This is a genomic window from Streptomyces omiyaensis (genome assembly GCF_014650895.1).
GTDB lineage: Bacteria > Actinomycetota > Actinomycetes > Streptomycetales > Streptomycetaceae > Streptomyces > Streptomyces omiyaensis.
In genome coordinates this window covers 120,895-134,913 of record NZ_BMVV01000013.1, presented here as the reverse complement: position 1 = coordinate 134,913, position 14,019 = coordinate 120,895, and the positions used below count along the sequence as shown (strand labels likewise).

13 protein-coding genes are annotated in these 14,019 nt (G+C 75.1%); 7 read left to right on the top strand and 6 right to left on the bottom strand.

Annotated features, from left to right (window positions below):
* Nucleotides 1–97 precede the first annotated feature (97 nt).
* On the top strand, nucleotides 98–1,255 hold the full coding sequence (locus IE287_RS22165; RefSeq protein ID WP_189850887.1) for a YncE family protein: 1,158 nt from the start codon (nucleotides 98–100) through the stop codon (nucleotides 1,253–1,255).
* 63 nt (nucleotides 1,256–1,318) lie between these two features.
* Here IE287_RS22165 and IE287_RS22160 read toward each other — a convergent pair whose 3' ends face one another.
* The gene (locus IE287_RS22160) at nucleotides 1,319–2,164 is read right to left on the bottom strand and encodes a class I SAM-dependent methyltransferase (RefSeq protein WP_189850886.1); all 846 of its coding nucleotides are present in this window, start codon (nucleotides 2,162–2,164) and stop codon (nucleotides 1,319–1,321) included.
* Nucleotides 2,165–2,389: 225 nt separating this feature from the next.
* Between IE287_RS22160 and IE287_RS22155 the strand changes: the two genes are divergently transcribed.
* On the top strand, nucleotides 2,390–3,025 hold the full coding sequence (locus IE287_RS22155) for a TetR/AcrR family transcriptional regulator (RefSeq protein ID WP_189850885.1): 636 nt from the start codon (nucleotides 2,390–2,392) through the stop codon (nucleotides 3,023–3,025).
* A gap of 261 nt (nucleotides 3,026–3,286) precedes the next feature.
* Here the strand turns inward: IE287_RS22155 and IE287_RS22150 are convergent, their stop codons facing one another.
* Nucleotides 3,287–4,870 carry an aspartate:alanine exchanger family transporter gene (locus IE287_RS22150; protein WP_189850955.1) on the bottom strand — a complete coding sequence of 528 codons (1,584 nt, stop codon included), beginning with the start codon at nucleotides 4,868–4,870 and terminating at the stop codon, nucleotides 3,287–3,289.
* Nucleotides 4,871–4,927: 57 nt separating this feature from the next.
* Here IE287_RS22150 and IE287_RS22145 point away from each other — a divergent pair, with 57 nt between their 5' ends.
* Nucleotides 4,928–6,295: an NAD(P)/FAD-dependent oxidoreductase gene (locus tag IE287_RS22145; protein WP_189850884.1), complete on the top strand. Its 1,368-nt coding sequence runs from the start codon at nucleotides 4,928–4,930 to the stop codon at nucleotides 6,293–6,295.
* A gap of 42 nt (nucleotides 6,296–6,337) precedes the next feature.
* Here IE287_RS22145 and IE287_RS22140 read toward each other — a convergent pair whose 3' ends face one another.
* Entirely contained in the window at nucleotides 6,338–7,126 is a 789-nt protein-coding gene (locus tag IE287_RS22140; protein ID WP_189850883.1) for a hypothetical protein, read from the bottom strand.
* A gap of 152 nt (nucleotides 7,127–7,278) precedes the next feature.
* On the opposite strand from IE287_RS22140, the gene IE287_RS22135 reads away from it, so the two are divergent.
* Genes IE287_RS22135 through IE287_RS22125 form a run of 3 tightly spaced genes read left to right on the top strand, consistent with a single transcriptional unit; the run spans nucleotide 7,279 to nucleotide 9,389 of the window.
* On the top strand, nucleotides 7,279–7,764 hold the full coding sequence (locus IE287_RS22135; RefSeq protein ID WP_189850882.1) for a GNAT family N-acetyltransferase: 486 nt from the start codon (nucleotides 7,279–7,281) through the stop codon (nucleotides 7,762–7,764).
* 60 nt (nucleotides 7,765–7,824) lie between these two features.
* A complete protein-coding gene (locus IE287_RS22130; RefSeq protein WP_189850881.1) occupies nucleotides 7,825–8,904 on the top strand; it encodes an NAD(P)H-dependent amine dehydrogenase family protein in 1,080 nt (359 codons plus the stop codon).
* Nucleotides 8,901–9,389: a carboxymuconolactone decarboxylase family protein gene (locus tag IE287_RS22125; RefSeq protein ID WP_189850880.1), complete on the top strand. Its 489-nt coding sequence runs from the start codon at nucleotides 8,901–8,903 to the stop codon at nucleotides 9,387–9,389. The genes IE287_RS22130 and IE287_RS22125 overlap by 4 nt, the downstream gene beginning before the upstream one ends.
* Before the next feature lie 69 nt (nucleotides 9,390–9,458).
* Here IE287_RS22125 and IE287_RS22120 read toward each other — a convergent pair whose 3' ends face one another.
* From IE287_RS22120 to IE287_RS22110, 3 genes are all read right to left on the bottom strand, one after another.
* Nucleotides 9,459–11,108, bottom strand: coding sequence for a GMC oxidoreductase (locus IE287_RS22120; RefSeq protein ID WP_189850879.1), 1,650 nt, complete (start codon nucleotides 11,106–11,108; stop codon nucleotides 9,459–9,461).
* Between the two features lie 82 nt (nucleotides 11,109–11,190).
* Nucleotides 11,191–11,859 carry an aminoglycoside adenylyltransferase domain-containing protein gene (locus IE287_RS39485; protein WP_189850878.1) on the bottom strand — a complete coding sequence of 223 codons (669 nt, stop codon included), beginning with the start codon at nucleotides 11,857–11,859 and terminating at the stop codon, nucleotides 11,191–11,193.
* A 97-nt stretch (nucleotides 11,860–11,956) separates the two neighbouring features.
* Nucleotides 11,957–13,066, bottom strand: coding sequence for an asparaginase (locus IE287_RS22110; protein ID WP_189850877.1), 1,110 nt, complete (start codon nucleotides 13,064–13,066; stop codon nucleotides 11,957–11,959).
* 159 nt (nucleotides 13,067–13,225) lie between these two features.
* On the opposite strand from IE287_RS22110, the gene IE287_RS22105 reads away from it, so the two are divergent.
* Nucleotides 13,226–13,690, top strand: coding sequence for an Lrp/AsnC family transcriptional regulator (locus IE287_RS22105; protein ID WP_189850876.1), 465 nt, complete (start codon nucleotides 13,226–13,228; stop codon nucleotides 13,688–13,690).
* Nucleotides 13,691–14,019: the final 329 nt, after the last annotated feature.

The window sequence follows — 14,019 nt, the reverse complement described above, 5'->3', positions numbered from 1 at the left end:
GGCGAGACCCCCCGGGCCCGGGCCGACGGAGGATCGGGAGACGGGAGGGGCCGGTTCGCGCGGCGTCCTCCGCACGCCCCGCACCGAGGAGCCCGAGATGACGAAGATCCGCCGCCCGTCCCGTACCGCCCGCGCGCTGCTGCCCGCGGCCGTCGCCGGGGTCCTGCTCGCGGGATGCGCCCGGGCCGGCGAGGCTCCCGCCGCCGCTCCGGACGGCCCGGCGCCCGCCGTCACCGTCGCTCCCCCGCCGTCGGCCGGGCCCGCGACGCCCGGGGCGAAGCCCGCCGCCGGGACGCTGCTGGTCGCCGACTTCGGTGCGGACACCGTGACGTTCGTGGACCCCGCGCGCGGTGCCACCGGCTCGGTGGAGGTGGGCACGGCACCGTACGGCCTCGCGCTCGGGAAGGACGGGCGGGCCTGGGTGGCGACCGCCGAGGGCGTCGCCGTCGTCGACACCGCCGCCCGGGAGCGCCGGGCCCTCGTGCCCTACCGGACGGACACCGGGCCGGTGACCACCGGCGAGTACCGGGGCGGCGGGATGGGCATCGCGCTCTCGCCCGACGGGAAGCGGGTGTACGTGGGGGTGAACGTGCCCGGCGGCGACGGCACCCTGGAGGTGATCGACACCGCGTCCGCGAAGGTGGTGGACGTGGTGGACGTGGGGCGCCGCCCCTTCGACGTGGACGTCAGCCGGGACGGCTCCGCCGTGTACGCGACGAACCACGACTCCTTCGACGTGACCGTCGTCGACGCCGGCTCGCTGGACGCCCGGCGCGTCGAGGTCGCCCCGTACGGCACCGAGGGCGGGCTCGGCTCCTGGCTGAAGCCCCACTACGCCGCGGTGCGCCCCTCGGACGGGAAGCTGCTGCTGCCCTTCGAGGGCGAGCGGCTCGCGGTCGTGGACCCCGCCACCGGTCGCGTCGAGATCGAGGAGATGACGGCCGACACCCACCAGCACGGGGTGACCGTGACGCCGGACGGGACGCTCCTCGCCGTCGGCACCGGCCCGATCGACCCGAGCGAGGACCGGGGGCCGTCGCTGACCGTCCGGTCGCCCCGGGGCGTCGAGCGGGTGTACCCGCTCGACGGTCCGCACGAGGACGTGGCGGTGTCGCGGGACGGCCGGACCGCCTATGTGACGGGCGGGTTCACGCGGGACGGGTACTGGGACGGGATCAGCGTCGTCGACCTCGGCTCGGGCGAGGTGAAGCGCCTCGCGGCGGGCGCGCGCCCGCTGGGCGTGGTCGTCTTCTAGGCCCCCGGTTACGGGCACCTCCCGGCCTTCCCTCCGGACCCCGGCCGGTCCGGAGGCGAGGGGTCAGCCCCTCTCCGCCGTGACCAGCCATGCCGTGCTGAGCAGTGCGACGGTGCCGTCGGGCCGCTCGTGCGCGCGCAGGTGGTCGGTGAGGGCGGCGCGGGCGCGGGTCCGCGCGGGCGCGTCCGCCCGCTCCGTCAGGTGGCGGCCGGGACCGGTGGCGAGGAGGAAGTCCGCCGCGTCCGCGGCGTCCCGGCCCCACGTGCCGTGCGCGCGCGTCTCGTCGAGCGCGATCGCGGTGAAGCCGGCGGCGGCGAGGACGGCGCGGACGCGGGCCGGCTCGGCGAGGGAGAACATGCCGGGCTCTCCGGTACGGGCGAAGTCGCCGACGGGCAGGATGCCGCGCAGGGACGTCATCGCGGTGACCCAGCCGTTGAGCCCCGGGGCGGAGGGGCAGACGAGCGCGAGCCGGCCGCCGGGGCGCAGGGCCCGCGCGATGTTGCCGAAGGCGGCCTCGGGGTCGGCGAAGAACATGGCGCCGTAGCGGCTGATCGCCGCGTCGAAGGCGCCCGCGCCGAGCGGGTGGGTCTGGGCGTCGCCGCGGGTGAAGGCGACGTTGCGTACGCCGTCGGCGGCGGCCCGGGCGCGCGCCTCGGAGAGCATCGGCCCGGAGAGGTCGAGCCCGAGCGCGTGCCCGAGCGGGGCCCGGAGGGCGGCGAGCCGGGTGGTCCGGCCTGCGCCGCAGCCGATGTCGAGGGTGCGGTGGCTCCCTCCGATCCGGGCGGCGTCGAGCAGGGGCGCGTTGAAGCCGTCGTTGACGGCGTTCCAGCGGTCCTGGTGGCGGGCCCAGTGGGCTCCTTCCGGGCCGTTCCAGGCCTGCTCCTGTGCGGTGTTGGCGATGACGGTCACGACGTGCTCCAGGAGTGGGGAAGAGAATGGGCGGGTGCCCATTCTCGTGACGGCCCACGGTATGGGCATGTGCCCATACCGGCAACACCGTTTACGATCCAAGTGATCCGGGTGAGCCGGGTGATCCGGGTGAGCCGGGTGGCCGGGCAGCCCGACGCGGACGCCGGGGGTCACGGACGACGGGCGCGCACGCGCGCGCAGGGCGAGGGAGAGGACGGCGGGCTCATGTCACCGCGCGGAGTGGCGACGCCGGACGTGCGCGAACGGCTGTTCGCGGCGGCCGAGCGGGTCGTGGAGAGGGACGGGCCGGGGGCGCTCACCAGCCGGTCCGTGACCACCGAGGCGGGGTGCGCCAAGGGGCTGCTGCACACGCATTTCGACGGCTTCGACGCCTTCGTCGCCGAACTGTGCCTCGACCGCTTCGCCCGTACCGCGGAGCGGGCGCGGGCCCTGGCCGGACTCGTCGGCCGGGGGACGGTGGCCGGCAACCTCGACACGGTCGTCCAGGCGCTCTTCGACTCCCGCGGTCCCGCGCTCTCCGGCCTCGTCATGGCCCGCCCCGACGCCGCGCTCCGCGTCCGCGAGGCCCTGGCGGCCGGGGCTCCGGGCTTCGCCGCGATCGAGGAGGCCGTCGCCGCCTACCTGGAGGCCGAGCGCCTGCTCGGCCGCGCCCCCGCCGCGCTGGACCCCGCCATCGCGGCCCTCGCCCTGGTCGGCACCGGTCACCACCTCCTGATGACCTCCTGGCCCGGCTCCCCCGACCCCCGCCCGGCCGTCCGCCGCCTGGTGGCCTCCCTGATCCCGGACGGGGACGCGGGAGACGGGCCCGGCGCCCCCGCGGACGGCCGGGCGCCCGCCTGACGGAACCTCCCGCACCGTCCGCCCTACGGGACCCCCTCGCGCCGCCCGACGGGCCTCCCCCGCCGCCCGGCGGTCGGACGGCCGGTCCGCGCACGGCCGCGCGGATCCCGTGGATCCCGTGGATCCCGTGGATCCCGTGGATCCCGTGGATGCCGCGGGTCCCCTACCCGGTGCGCTTCGCCCCGGCTCCGTCGGCGCGCAGACGGGTCGACGCCGGCCCGGGCGGTCCCGGGCGGTCCCGCGCGGTCCCGCGCGGGGCGGTCAGAGGCCGACGATCAGCTGGATGCAGACGATCTTCACCAGGATGGCGAGGGCGAAGAGGGTGGCGTAGCCGGTGTTCACCCGGCTGTCGGAGACCCGGCTGTTGGCGTACGCGGTGATGGCCGGGTTGCCGACGTAGCCGGCGAGCAGGCCCATCGTGCGGGGACGGCTCTGCCCGAGGAGGCGGCAGACGAGCACCATCAGGGCGTAGCTGAGGACGGCGCCGAGGGCGAGGACCGCGAGCAGCTTGAGGCCGAAGACCGAGAAGGCCTCGCGGCGGAAGGCGTAGCCGGAGGTGAGGCCGACGCAGGCGAGGAAGACCAGCAGGCCGATCTGGCGCAGGGTCAGGTTGGCGCGGGTGGGAAGGACCCAGACGAGGGGGCCGGTGCGGCGGATCCGGCCGAGGACCATCGCCATGACGAGCGGGCCGGCGGCCGTGCCGAGCGAGAGGACGGTGGAGCCGACGGTGAGCTCGGGGATGCCGATGAGGAAGCCCGCCGCGAGGCCGAGGCCCATGCTGACGGCGCTCACCTCGCTGACCTTGGCCTCGGTGTCGCCGAGGTGGGCGGAGACCTCGGCGGTCCGCTCGCGGGGCATCGCGACGCGGATCCGGTCGTCGAGCTGGAGCAGCAGGTCGTCGTGGGCGAGGAGCTCCTGGTCGCCCCGGCGCACCCGGGTGGCGCGGGCGCCGAAGCGGTCGGCGAGGCCGAGTTCGGCGACGGTGCGGGCGGCGAGGTCGGGGTTGGTGAGCAGGATGCGGCGGTAGTCGACGACGTCCCGGCGGTCGAGCAGGTGCTCCGGCGCCTCGGCGCCGAGGGCGGCGACACCCGCGGCGACCGCCTCGGGGCCGCCTACGAGGACGAGGGCGTCCCCGGGGGCGAGCGGGCCGGGGTCGCCGGTGACGATGTGGACGGGGGCGCCGGCCGGGCGGTGGGCGCTGGCGAGGATTTCGCCGGAGGCGACGCCGGGGACGTCGGCCCAGCGGGCGGGCCGGGTGATGTCGACCGTGCGGGTGACGAGCCGGTCGGGGAGACCGGTGCCCGGGTCGCGGCGGCCCGGCCAGTTCCGTGCGGCCGCGACGGCGGCGACGAAGAGGATGGTGAGAACGACGGCGAGGGGGTAGCCGATCGCATAGCCGGTGGCGGCCTGCGTGGGGTCGTCCGAGGCGGCCTGGGCGGCGGCGAGACCGGGAGTGGTGGTGCCGATGCCCGCGTAGCCGCCGGCGAGGTAGGGGCCCTCGATGCCGAGGAGTCCGCTGCCGACCAGACCGACGGCGAGGGCGGTGAGGACCAGTGCGACGACGGCGCCGAGCATCACGGCGAGCTGGGGGCGCAGTTCCCGGAAGAAGGCCGGGCCGGCCTCCAGGCCCACCGTGTAGACGTACAGCGCGAGTCCGAGGACGGAGAGCCCGGCGGGGACCGCCTTGCCGACGTCCGGGTCGAGGGCTCCGACCAGCAGTCCGACGAAGAGGACGCCGGCCGCGCCGAGCTTCACGGGCCCGAAGCGGACCATGCCGAAGAGCGATCCTGCAGCAATGACGATAAAAAGGGTAAACCACGGATAGTCAGCGAAAAATTGCCACATGTGCATATGCAGTCATACGCGACGGCACTTTGCACGTTCATACGGAAGGCGGCAAGCGTGACGCGACCGAGGATCCTCGTGGTGGGCGCCGGTTTCGCCGGCGTGGGCTGTGTGAAGCGGCTCGAACGACGGCTCACGGAGCGGGAGGCGCGCATCACGCTGCTCTCTCCCTTCTCGTACCAGCTCTACCTGCCGCTGCTGCCCCAGGTGGCGGCGGGCGTCCTGACGCCGCAGTCGGTGGCGCTGTCGCTGCGGCGCAGCCAGAAGCACCGGACGCGGATCGTGCCGGGCGGCGCGGTGGGCGTGGACACGGCGGCGAAGGCCGTGGTGGTCCGGACGATCACCGGGGAGTACGACGTCGAGCCGTACGACCATCTGGTGCTCGCGCCCGGCAGCGTCACGCGGACCTTCGACATCCCGGGGCTCGCCGACCACGCGCGGGGCATGAAGACCCTGGCCGAGGCGGTCTACGTCCGCGACCACGTCATCGCCCAGCTGGACCTGGCGGACGCCAGCGAGGACGAGGCCGAACGGGCCGCGCGGCTCCAGTTCGTGGTGGTCGGCGGCGGCTACGCGGGCACCGAGACGGCGGCCTGCCTCCAGCTGCTCACCCACAACGCGGTCAAGCGGTACCCCCGGCTCGACCCGGCCCTGATCAAGTGGCACCTGGTGGACATCGCACCCAGGCTCATGCCCGAGCTCGGCGACAAGCTCGGCTCGGCCGCGATGGACATCCTCACCGCGCGGGGCATCCAGGTCTCGCTGGGGGTGTCGGTGGCCTCGGTCGACGACGAGGCGGTCACCCTGACGGACGGCCGGGTGCTGCCCTGCCGGACGCTGATCTGGACGGCCGGCGTGGCCGCGAGCCCGCTCGTCGGGACGGTCGGCACGGAGACCCTGCGCGGCCGGCTGGTGGCGACGCCCGAGATGCGGGTGCCGGGCGTCGACGGGGTGTGGGCGCTCGGCGACGCGGCGGCCGTGCCGGACCTGGCGAAGGGCGAGGAGGGCGCGATCTGCCCGCCGACCGCCCAGCACGCGATGCGGCAGGGCAAGGCGCTCGCCGACAACCTGGTGGCGACCCTGCGCGGCGAGCCGACGCACCCGTACACCCACAAGGACCTGGGGCTGGTGGTGGACCTGGGCGGCATGGACGGGGTGTCGAAGCCGCTGGGCGTGGAGCTGCACGGGCCGGCGGCCCAGGCGGTGGCGCGCGGCTACCACTGGGCGGCGCTGCGGACCAACGTGGCGAAGACCCGGGTGATGACGAACTGGCTGCTGAACGCGGTGGCCGGGGACGACTACGTACGGACCGGGTTCCTGGCGTCGAAGGCCGGGACGCTGCGGGACTTCGAGTACACCGACGCCTATCTGACGCCGGACCAGGTCCGGCTGCACACCGGGCCCTTCCGGGGGGCGGTCGGCTGAGCCCGCCCCCCGTGGCCTTCGCCGGTCCCCGGATCCGTCCGCTCAGCGGGCGAGTTCGGGGGCCGGTCCCATGACGACGACGGGCGCGGCGGCGGGGTCCAGGGCGACCAGCAGGGTGCGCAGGTCGTCGCGGTGGAGGGTGACGCAGGCCTGGGTGGGGCCGCCGTGGTCGACGTGGATCCAGACGCCGCCGCCCTTCTCGGCGCCGAGCGGGCGCTCCTTGTCGAGCGGGGTGCGGCCGGGGACCCGGTTGTAGTCGATGGCGATGACGTGGTCGAAGGAGCCTTCGAGGGGCTCGCCGCGGAAGCCGGTGCCGCTGATGGCGAACTCGGGGTCCTGGTCGTACGGAAGGCGGGCGCCGGGGTCGGGCAGCCGGCCGCCGGCGTCGCCGATGCGGTAGACGCCGATGGGGGTGCGCAGGTCGCCGGCGGTGTGGTCGGGCGTCCAGCCCCTGAGCGCGTTGTGCGCGGGCCAGGGGCCGCCGGACTCGTGCCACCGGCCGTCGGGGGCGCGCCGGTGGAGGACGACGGTGGCGGTGTTGCTGTTCTCGGTGGCGCCGGTGACGACGAGGGCCTGGGTGGTGCCGTCGGGGACGCGGGACTGGGTGAGGGGACCGAGGCCGGGGATGCGCGGGGGGCTCTCGGGGCGGGCGTCGGTGGCGCTCGCCTCCCGGCCCGGCGTGGGCGCGGCGGGGGTCTTCGCCGCGGCGGACGCGGTCGGCGGGGTGGGGGCGGCGGGCCCGGGCGGCGCGCAGCCGGTGAGCAGCAGGGCCGCGCACAGGGTGCCGGCGCCGAGGAGCGCGGGGGCGCCCTTGCGGACGAAGGCGGGCATGGGTGGGCATCCTCCTGGCCGGGGGCAGTGGAGCGATCCGTACCCGATCGGCGGGCGGCGCTGCGCGGGACCGCGGCGGCCCACCCGTACGGCGGAGCGGACGGGGACGGAAAGCGGTTGACCTCCGGACGGGGGCGCGGTTGGGTGCCGGGATGAGTCGTCTTGAGGGGTACGGGGTGCGGGTCGTCCCGGTCGCGGGCGGGCGGGAGTCCGCCGACTGGCGGGCGGTGCACAACACGATCGTCCCGACGGCGGTGCTGTCGGCGGACGAGGTGCGGGAGCGGGCCGGACGGAACCGGCTGGAGGTGGCCTATCTGGACGGGGTGGCCGTGGGGTGCTCCACGGTGCGGCCGCCGGACGGGGAGACCCCGGCGGCGACGGTGATCGCGCGGATCCTGCCGGAGTACCGGCGGCGGGGCTTCGGGACGGCGCTGTACGAGCGGGGGCTCGCGCACGCGCGCACGCTGGGCGGTGCGGGGGTGGAGACGGTGGTCCTGGCGTCGAACGAGGAGGGGCTGCGGTTCGCCCTCGCGCGGGGCTTCACGGAGGTGGAGCGCTATGTGCTGCCGGGTGACACGATCCCCTTCGTGACCCTGCGGCTCGGATGGTCCGCCGTGCGCGGCCAGCTATCTGACTGAGCGTCAGATAGCGGTGTCGCGGGTATGGGAACCTCGCTCCCCCGGCGCTACCCTCCGCGCATGATACGGACGGTGGTGTGGGGAACCGGAAATGTCGGGCGGGCGGCCCTCAGGGCCGTGGACGCCCATCCCGGCCTCGAACTCGCGGCGGTCCTGGTCTCCGACCCGGCGAAGGTGGGCCGGGACGCGGGGACGCTCGCGGGACTCGGGCGCGAGCTGGGGGTCGCCGCGACCGACGACGTCGGGGCGGTCCTCGGCGCGCGGCCGGGGGCCGTGGTGTACGCGGCCTCCGGCGACGTGCGGCCCGACGGGGCCCTGGAGGACGTGGTGCGGGCGGTCGCGGCGGGCGCGGTGGTGGTGACGCCCTCGCTGTACCCGCTCTACGACCCGCGGAGCGCGCCGCCGGAGTTCCGCGATCCGGTGCTCGCGGCGGTGGCCGGGGGCGGCGGGTCGCTCTTCGCGTCCGGGGTCGATCCCGGCTGGGGCAACGACGTGCTGCCGCTGCTGGTCAGCGGGCTCGGCACGGTCGTGGACGCGGTCCGCTGCCAGGAGATCTTCGACTACTCGACGTACGAGCAGGAGTTCTCCGTGCGCGAGCTGATCGGCATGGGCAAGCCGCTCGACCACGAGCCGCCGATGCTCTTCCCGTCGGTCCCGACGATGGTCTGGGGCGGGCAGATCCGGCTGATGGCGCGGGCCCTCGGGGCCGAACTGGACGAGATCCGCGAGACGGTGGACCGGCGGCCGCTGGAGGCGACGGTGAGGACCCGGACGATGGGCGTCTTCGAGGAGGGCACGCAGGGCGCGGTCCGCTTCGAGGTCCAGGGCATCGTCGGCGGTGAGCCGCGGATCGTGATCGAGCACGTGACCCGGATCCATCCGTCCTGCGCCCCGGACTGGCCGGTGCCGCCGGACGGCGCCGGGGCGCACCGGGTGATCGTCGAGGGCCGGCCGCGCATCGAGGTGACGGTGGCGGCCACCGACGAGGACGAGAACCGGGCGGCCGGCGGGAACGCGACGGCGGTCGGGCGCCTGGTGGGGGCCATCGAGTGGCTGGCCGCGGCGGAGCCGGGGCTCTACGACGCGCTGGACGTGCCGATACGCCCGGCGGTGGGGAAGCTGGGAAGGAGCGCACGATGATCATCGACATTCCCGAGGGGCAGGAGCCGATCGGGTACGTGTGGGGCGACATGGTCCCGGGGATCGGGATGGCGGCGGCGAACTTCTCGCTGTCGGTGTACGCCCACACGACCCTGGGACTGCGCGAGTTCGAGGCCGCGCGGCTGCGGATCGCGCAGATCAACGGCTGCCGGTTCTGCCTGGACTGGCGGACGGACCGGGACGGCGAGAAGGTCGAGGAGGGCTTCGACGCGGTGGTCGCGGCCTGGCGCACGACGGAGGTGTCCGACTCCTTCGACGCGCGCACGCGGCTCGCGGCCGAGTACGCGGAGCGGTACGCGCTCGACCACCACGGTCTGGACGAGGAGTTCTGGGAGCGGATGACCGCCCACTACGGCCAGACCGAGATCGTGGAGCTGACCATGAGCCTGGGCTCCTGGCTGGCCTTCGGCCGGCTGAACCGGGTGCTGGGGCTCGACGAGGTGTGCGTGCTGCCGACGGGCTGAGGCCCGGCGGACGCCGGAAGGGCCGGCCGGTCCGCGGACCGGCCGGCCCTCGCGCGTCCGGGGTCACGCTCAGAAGTCCTCGGCGATGATGCGCTCGATGTTGCGCTCGGCGAGGGCGGTGATGGTGACGAAGGGGTTCACGCTGGCGTTGCCGGGGATCAGGGAGCCGTCGATGACGTAGAGGCCCTGGTAGCCGCGGAGGCGGCCGTGGTTGTCGGTGGCGCGGTCCAGGACGGCGCCGCCGAGCGGGTGGTAGGTGAGGTGGTCGCCCCAGATCTTGTAGGCGCCGAAGAGGTCGGTGCGGTAGATCGTCCCCTCCTTCGCGTTGATCTTGTCGAAGATGGACTTCGCCATGTCGATGGAGCTCTGCTTCCAGGCCCGGTTCCAGCTGAGGTCGACCTTGCCGGTGGCCGGGTTCCAGGTGAACTCCGCGCGGTGCGGGGTGCGGGTGATGGAGAGGTAGAAGGAGGCGTAGGTCTCGATGCCGGTGGGCAGCGGGGCGACCTCCGCGAAGGCCCCGCCCGCGTCCCAGTTGTCGATGCCCGCGGTGGGCATGGCGGACTGGAGCTTCCCGGTGGGGTCCCACATGTGGTTGGCCCGGCCGCACATGACGTTGCCGTTGTCGCCCCAGCCCTTGCCGATGTGCTCGTTGAGGGCGGGCAGGGCCCCGGTGGCCTTGAGCCGGGTGAGGAGCTTGCTGGTGCCGACGCTGCCCGCGGCGAAGAAGACGCGGTCGGCGCGGACCGTCTTGGAGGCCAGGGTGGCTCCGGTGGTGTCGATCTGGTCGACGGCGACCGTGTAGCCGCCGGCTGCCGCCGGGGTGACCGAGGTGACCCGGTGGAGGGCGGAGACGGTGACCCGGCCGGTGGCGGCGGCCTGGGCCAGGTAGGTCTTCCGGAGGCTCTTCTTGCCGTGGTTGTTGCCGTAGATGACCTCGCCGTCCAGGGCCGACTTCGGCACCGCCCCGGCGGCCTCCTGCTTCATGTAGTCCCAGTCGTAGACGTTGGGCACGAAGACGAAGGGGAAGCCGGAGCGCTGGGCGTGCTTGCGGCCGACGCGCGCGTACTGGTAGGCGTCCGTCCCCTCCCACCAGGACACGTCCACGTCGGTGACGCCGAGGCCCGCGTTGGCGCGCGGGTAGTAGGTGGCGTACATCTCGGCCGGGTCGACGGTGGGGAGGATCGCCGGGAAGCGCTCGCGCAGCGGGGTGACGGCCATGCCGCCGTTGACCAGGGAGCCGCCGCCGATGCCGCGGCCCTGGTAGACGGTGATGCCGGCGAACTCCTCGGCGTCGAGGATGCCGGTGTGCCGGGGCACGTCCTTGTCGAGGGGGAAGCCGAGGAACTGGCTCAGCGGCTGCTTGGTCCGGGTGCGCAGCCAGAAGGAGCGGTAGTCGGGCTTGGTGGTGTTGGCGAAGACCTTGCCGTCGGGGCCGGCGGCGTCCCAGGCCATGCCCATCTCGATCATGTGGACGTCGACGCCGGCGCGGGCGAGGCGGAGGGCGGCGACCGAGCCGCCGTAGCCGGTGCCGACGACCAGGACGCGGACGTGGGAGCCGTCGGGGATGGGAGAGACGTCCAGCCCGGGGGCCTCGGCGCGGGCCGGGGCGGGGAGTCCGGCGGCGAGGGCGGCGGCGCCGAGAACAGAACCTGTTCCGGTCAGGAAGCGGCGTCGGCTGACTCCGTGAATTCCCTGGGCGGACAGGGGGTGTTCACTCATGTGATCTTCCTCACTCGTGAGCGAATGGGAACATGTTCTACGACCGCTCGCCGAGGAAGTCACGAGAAACCGACGGGTAACTTCAGGCCGGATAGGCCCTCTTGATCGCCGCGGCGGCATACGCCGCGTGGGCCCGCGCCGCGGACGGTCCGTCGGTCCGGGAGCCGCACTCCCCCGCCGGGTACGGGGCCCGGGCCGCCGCGGGCACCGGACGGTGCGCCGCGGGCAGCTCCGGAGGCAGCGCGGCGGCGGCCTCGTCCTCGGACCGGATCCGGCCGGTGCGCAGGGTGGTGAGGATCCGGGCCGGGGTGGGCAGGGCGGGTGTCGCCGTCGGGGTCGTCGAGGGGCCCGGGCACGCCCGCGACGATCGCGGCCCGCAGGTCGGCCTCCGGCACCGGGTCGAAGAGCCCGGACGGGCAGGGGCCGTAGGGCGACAGGTCGCCTGCGCGGGGCACGGCGGGGAGCGGGGCGAGGCCGGGTGCGGGGATGACGGAGCCCGGGACGACGGGGGCGGGGGCCTCGTCGGGGCGTGGGGGCTCCTGGGCGGGCGCGGGGGCGTCGTCGGGGCCTGGGGGCTCCTGGGTGGGCGGCGGACGCGGGGGCGTCGTCGGGGCCTGGGGGCTCCTGGGCGGGCGGCGGCGGACGCGGGGGCGTCGTCGGGGCCTGGGGGCTCCTGGGCGGGCGGCGGCGGACGCGGGGGCGTCGTCGGGGCCTGGGGCTCCTGGGCGGGCGGCGGACGCGGGGGCGCCACAGGACCGGAGGAGCCGTGCGGGTCCCGGCGGGATCGTTTCCGGCTCGCGGGCGGAGGAGGGGGAAGTCGACGCCCGCGAGCCGGTGTTCGGGGACGGTCAGGCGCGCGTCGGCACCGGGGCCGCCTCGCGGGAGGCGCCGGTGGCGAGGGCGGGCGCGGCGCGGACCGGGCCTTCGAGGAGACGGCGGAGGAGGGCGGTGCGGCGGGCCGGGTCGTCGCCGTCGGTCTCGGCGAGCAGGGCCGCCAGGACGGCGACGCGGGCCTGGCCGGCCCGGAGGGTGCCGGTGAGCAGGCCGCCGGCGGCGACCAGGTCGACGGCGCCGCCGCCGGTGTAGATCTCGGCGAGCGGGCCGGACGGGACACGGGTGGTGACGGCGACGAGGACGCCCTGGGCGGTGGCCTCGGCGACCGCCTCGGCGATCTCCGGGGTGGCGTTCCCGGCGCCGGTGGCGACGAGGACGATGCCCCGGGCGCCGGCGGCGAGGGCGGCGTCGATGTGCAGCCGGTCGCCGTCGGTGTGGTGGAAGACGACGTCCACCCGCGGCAGTCCGGCGCGGCCGGTGGTGTCCGGGTCGGCGGTACGGGCGGCCTCCGGCAGCGGGAGGACGGCCGGGCGGTCGGGCAGGCGCTCGATGTCGACGCGGGAGAAGCCCACCCGGCCCAGGCGCTCGGCCGAGGGGTCGGAGAAGGCGTCGGCGGCCAGGGTCCGGGTCTTGACCGTGCCGCGGGCGGCGTGGACGCGCCCGTCGAAGACGACGAGGACGCCGAGTTCGCGGACGGTGGCGGCCACCTGGAGGGCGTCGTACAGGTTGCCGGGGCCGTCGCCGTCGCCGGTGCCGAAGGGGCGCTGGGCGCCGGTGAGGACGACCGGGCGGGGGTCGGCGTGGTGGAGGTCCAGGAGGAAGGCGGTCTCCTCCAGGGTGTCGGTGCCGTGGGTGACGACGACGCCGTCGACGCCGGGGTCCGCGAGGGTCTCGTGGACCGTGCGGAGCAGCGCGAGCTGATGGGCGGCGGTGAGCCGCGAGCTGTTGACGTTGAAGAGGTCGCGGACCTCGACCGTCACGCCCTCGGGGAGGGGGGCGGTCGCGAGGACGTCGTCGCCGGAGGCGTCGGCGGCGTAGCCGGTGCCCTGCCAGCGGCTGGCGATGGTGCCGCCGGTGCTGATGACGACGATCCGGCGCGGGGTTCCGTCGTTCGTCCGCTGCATGTCCGCCGCCTCTCCGTGCCGTCCCCGGGTGTCCGCGCCCCTCGGGCGCGCGTGGTCCACCGGGCTCTCGTGGTCTCTCGGCAACGGTAGGCCAGAAGAGTGAGCAGCCGATTGCCAATCCGGGTGCAGGAATGTTTCATCGTGGCAGACAATTGCGCCATGGACCGTATCGATCTCCACATCTTGCGCGAGCTCCAGCAGGACGGCCGGCTGAGCAACCAGGAGCTGGCCCAGCGGGTCGGCCTGAGCCCCTCCCCCTGTCTGCGCCGGGTGCGCCAGCTGGAGCAGGACGGGGTGATCCGGGGCTACCGGGCGGTCATCGACCCGGAGGCGGTGGGGCGGGGCTTCGAGGTGCTGGTGTCGGTCGAGGTGAAGCGGGACCGGGAGACGGTGGAGGCCTTCGAGGAGGCGCTCCAGTCGATCCCGGACGTGATCGAGGCGTACCGGCTCTTCGGCAGCCCGGGCTGCCTGCTGCGGATCGCGGTCGCGGACCTGTCGGCGTACGAGCGGCTGTGGATCGAGCAGCTGACGGCGCTGGCCGGGGTCACCGAGGTGAACTCCCAGATCATCATGAAGCGGATCAAGGAGCCCAAGGGGATGCCGGTGGACCTCCGGGGCGCCTGACCGGCAAGGGGGCGCAGGGGAGTACCGGGGCGTCCGGGCCGGAAGCGGGCAAGCACCGAGAACCCTCCGGCGCGTCCGAGCCGGAAGGAGTACGGGAGGGGAACCTCCGGCGCACCCGGGCCGGAAGGGGGCACCGGGGAACCTTCGGGGCGCCCCGGGCGGAAGGGGGTACCGGCGGACCTCCGGGGCGCCCGAGGCGGAAGCCACGCGAGTCGCCCTCGAACGGTTGCGCCGTATGCGAGAACGTCATCGAACGGCTCTCTCCCCGTAACACGGCCGGCCCCTCCGCCGTGCCACTCTCCCGGATGACACGAAGTCAACACGCGTAG

Bases quoted from the DNA above. Each gene is read 5' to 3' on its own strand.
- IE287_RS22165 (WP_189850887.1), top strand. From the start codon at position 98: ATGACGAAGATCCGCCGCCCGTCCCGTACCGCCCGCGCGCTGCTGCCC.
- IE287_RS22155 (WP_189850885.1), top strand. From the start codon at position 2,390: ATGTCACCGCGCGGAGTGGCGACGCCGGACGTGCGCGAACGGCTGTTC.
- IE287_RS22150 (WP_189850955.1), bottom strand. From the start codon at position 4,870: ATGTGGCAATTTTTCGCTGACTATCCGTGGTTTACCCTTTTTATCGTC.
- IE287_RS22140 (WP_189850883.1), bottom strand. From the start codon at position 7,126: ATGCCCGCCTTCGTCCGCAAGGGCGCCCCCGCGCTCCTCGGCGCCGGC.
- IE287_RS22135 (WP_189850882.1), top strand. From the start codon at position 7,279: ATGAGTCGTCTTGAGGGGTACGGGGTGCGGGTCGTCCCGGTCGCGGGC.
- IE287_RS22130 (WP_189850881.1), top strand. From the start codon at position 7,825: ATGATACGGACGGTGGTGTGGGGAACCGGAAATGTCGGGCGGGCGGCC.
- IE287_RS22125 (WP_189850880.1), top strand. From the start codon at position 8,901: ATGATCATCGACATTCCCGAGGGGCAGGAGCCGATCGGGTACGTGTGG.
- IE287_RS22120 (WP_189850879.1), bottom strand. From the start codon at position 11,108: ATGAGTGAACACCCCCTGTCCGCCCAGGGAATTCACGGAGTCAGCCGA.
- IE287_RS22110 (WP_189850877.1), bottom strand. From the start codon at position 13,066: ATGCAGCGGACGAACGACGGAACCCCGCGCCGGATCGTCGTCATCAGC.
- IE287_RS22105 (WP_189850876.1), top strand. From the start codon at position 13,226: ATGGACCGTATCGATCTCCACATCTTGCGCGAGCTCCAGCAGGACGGC.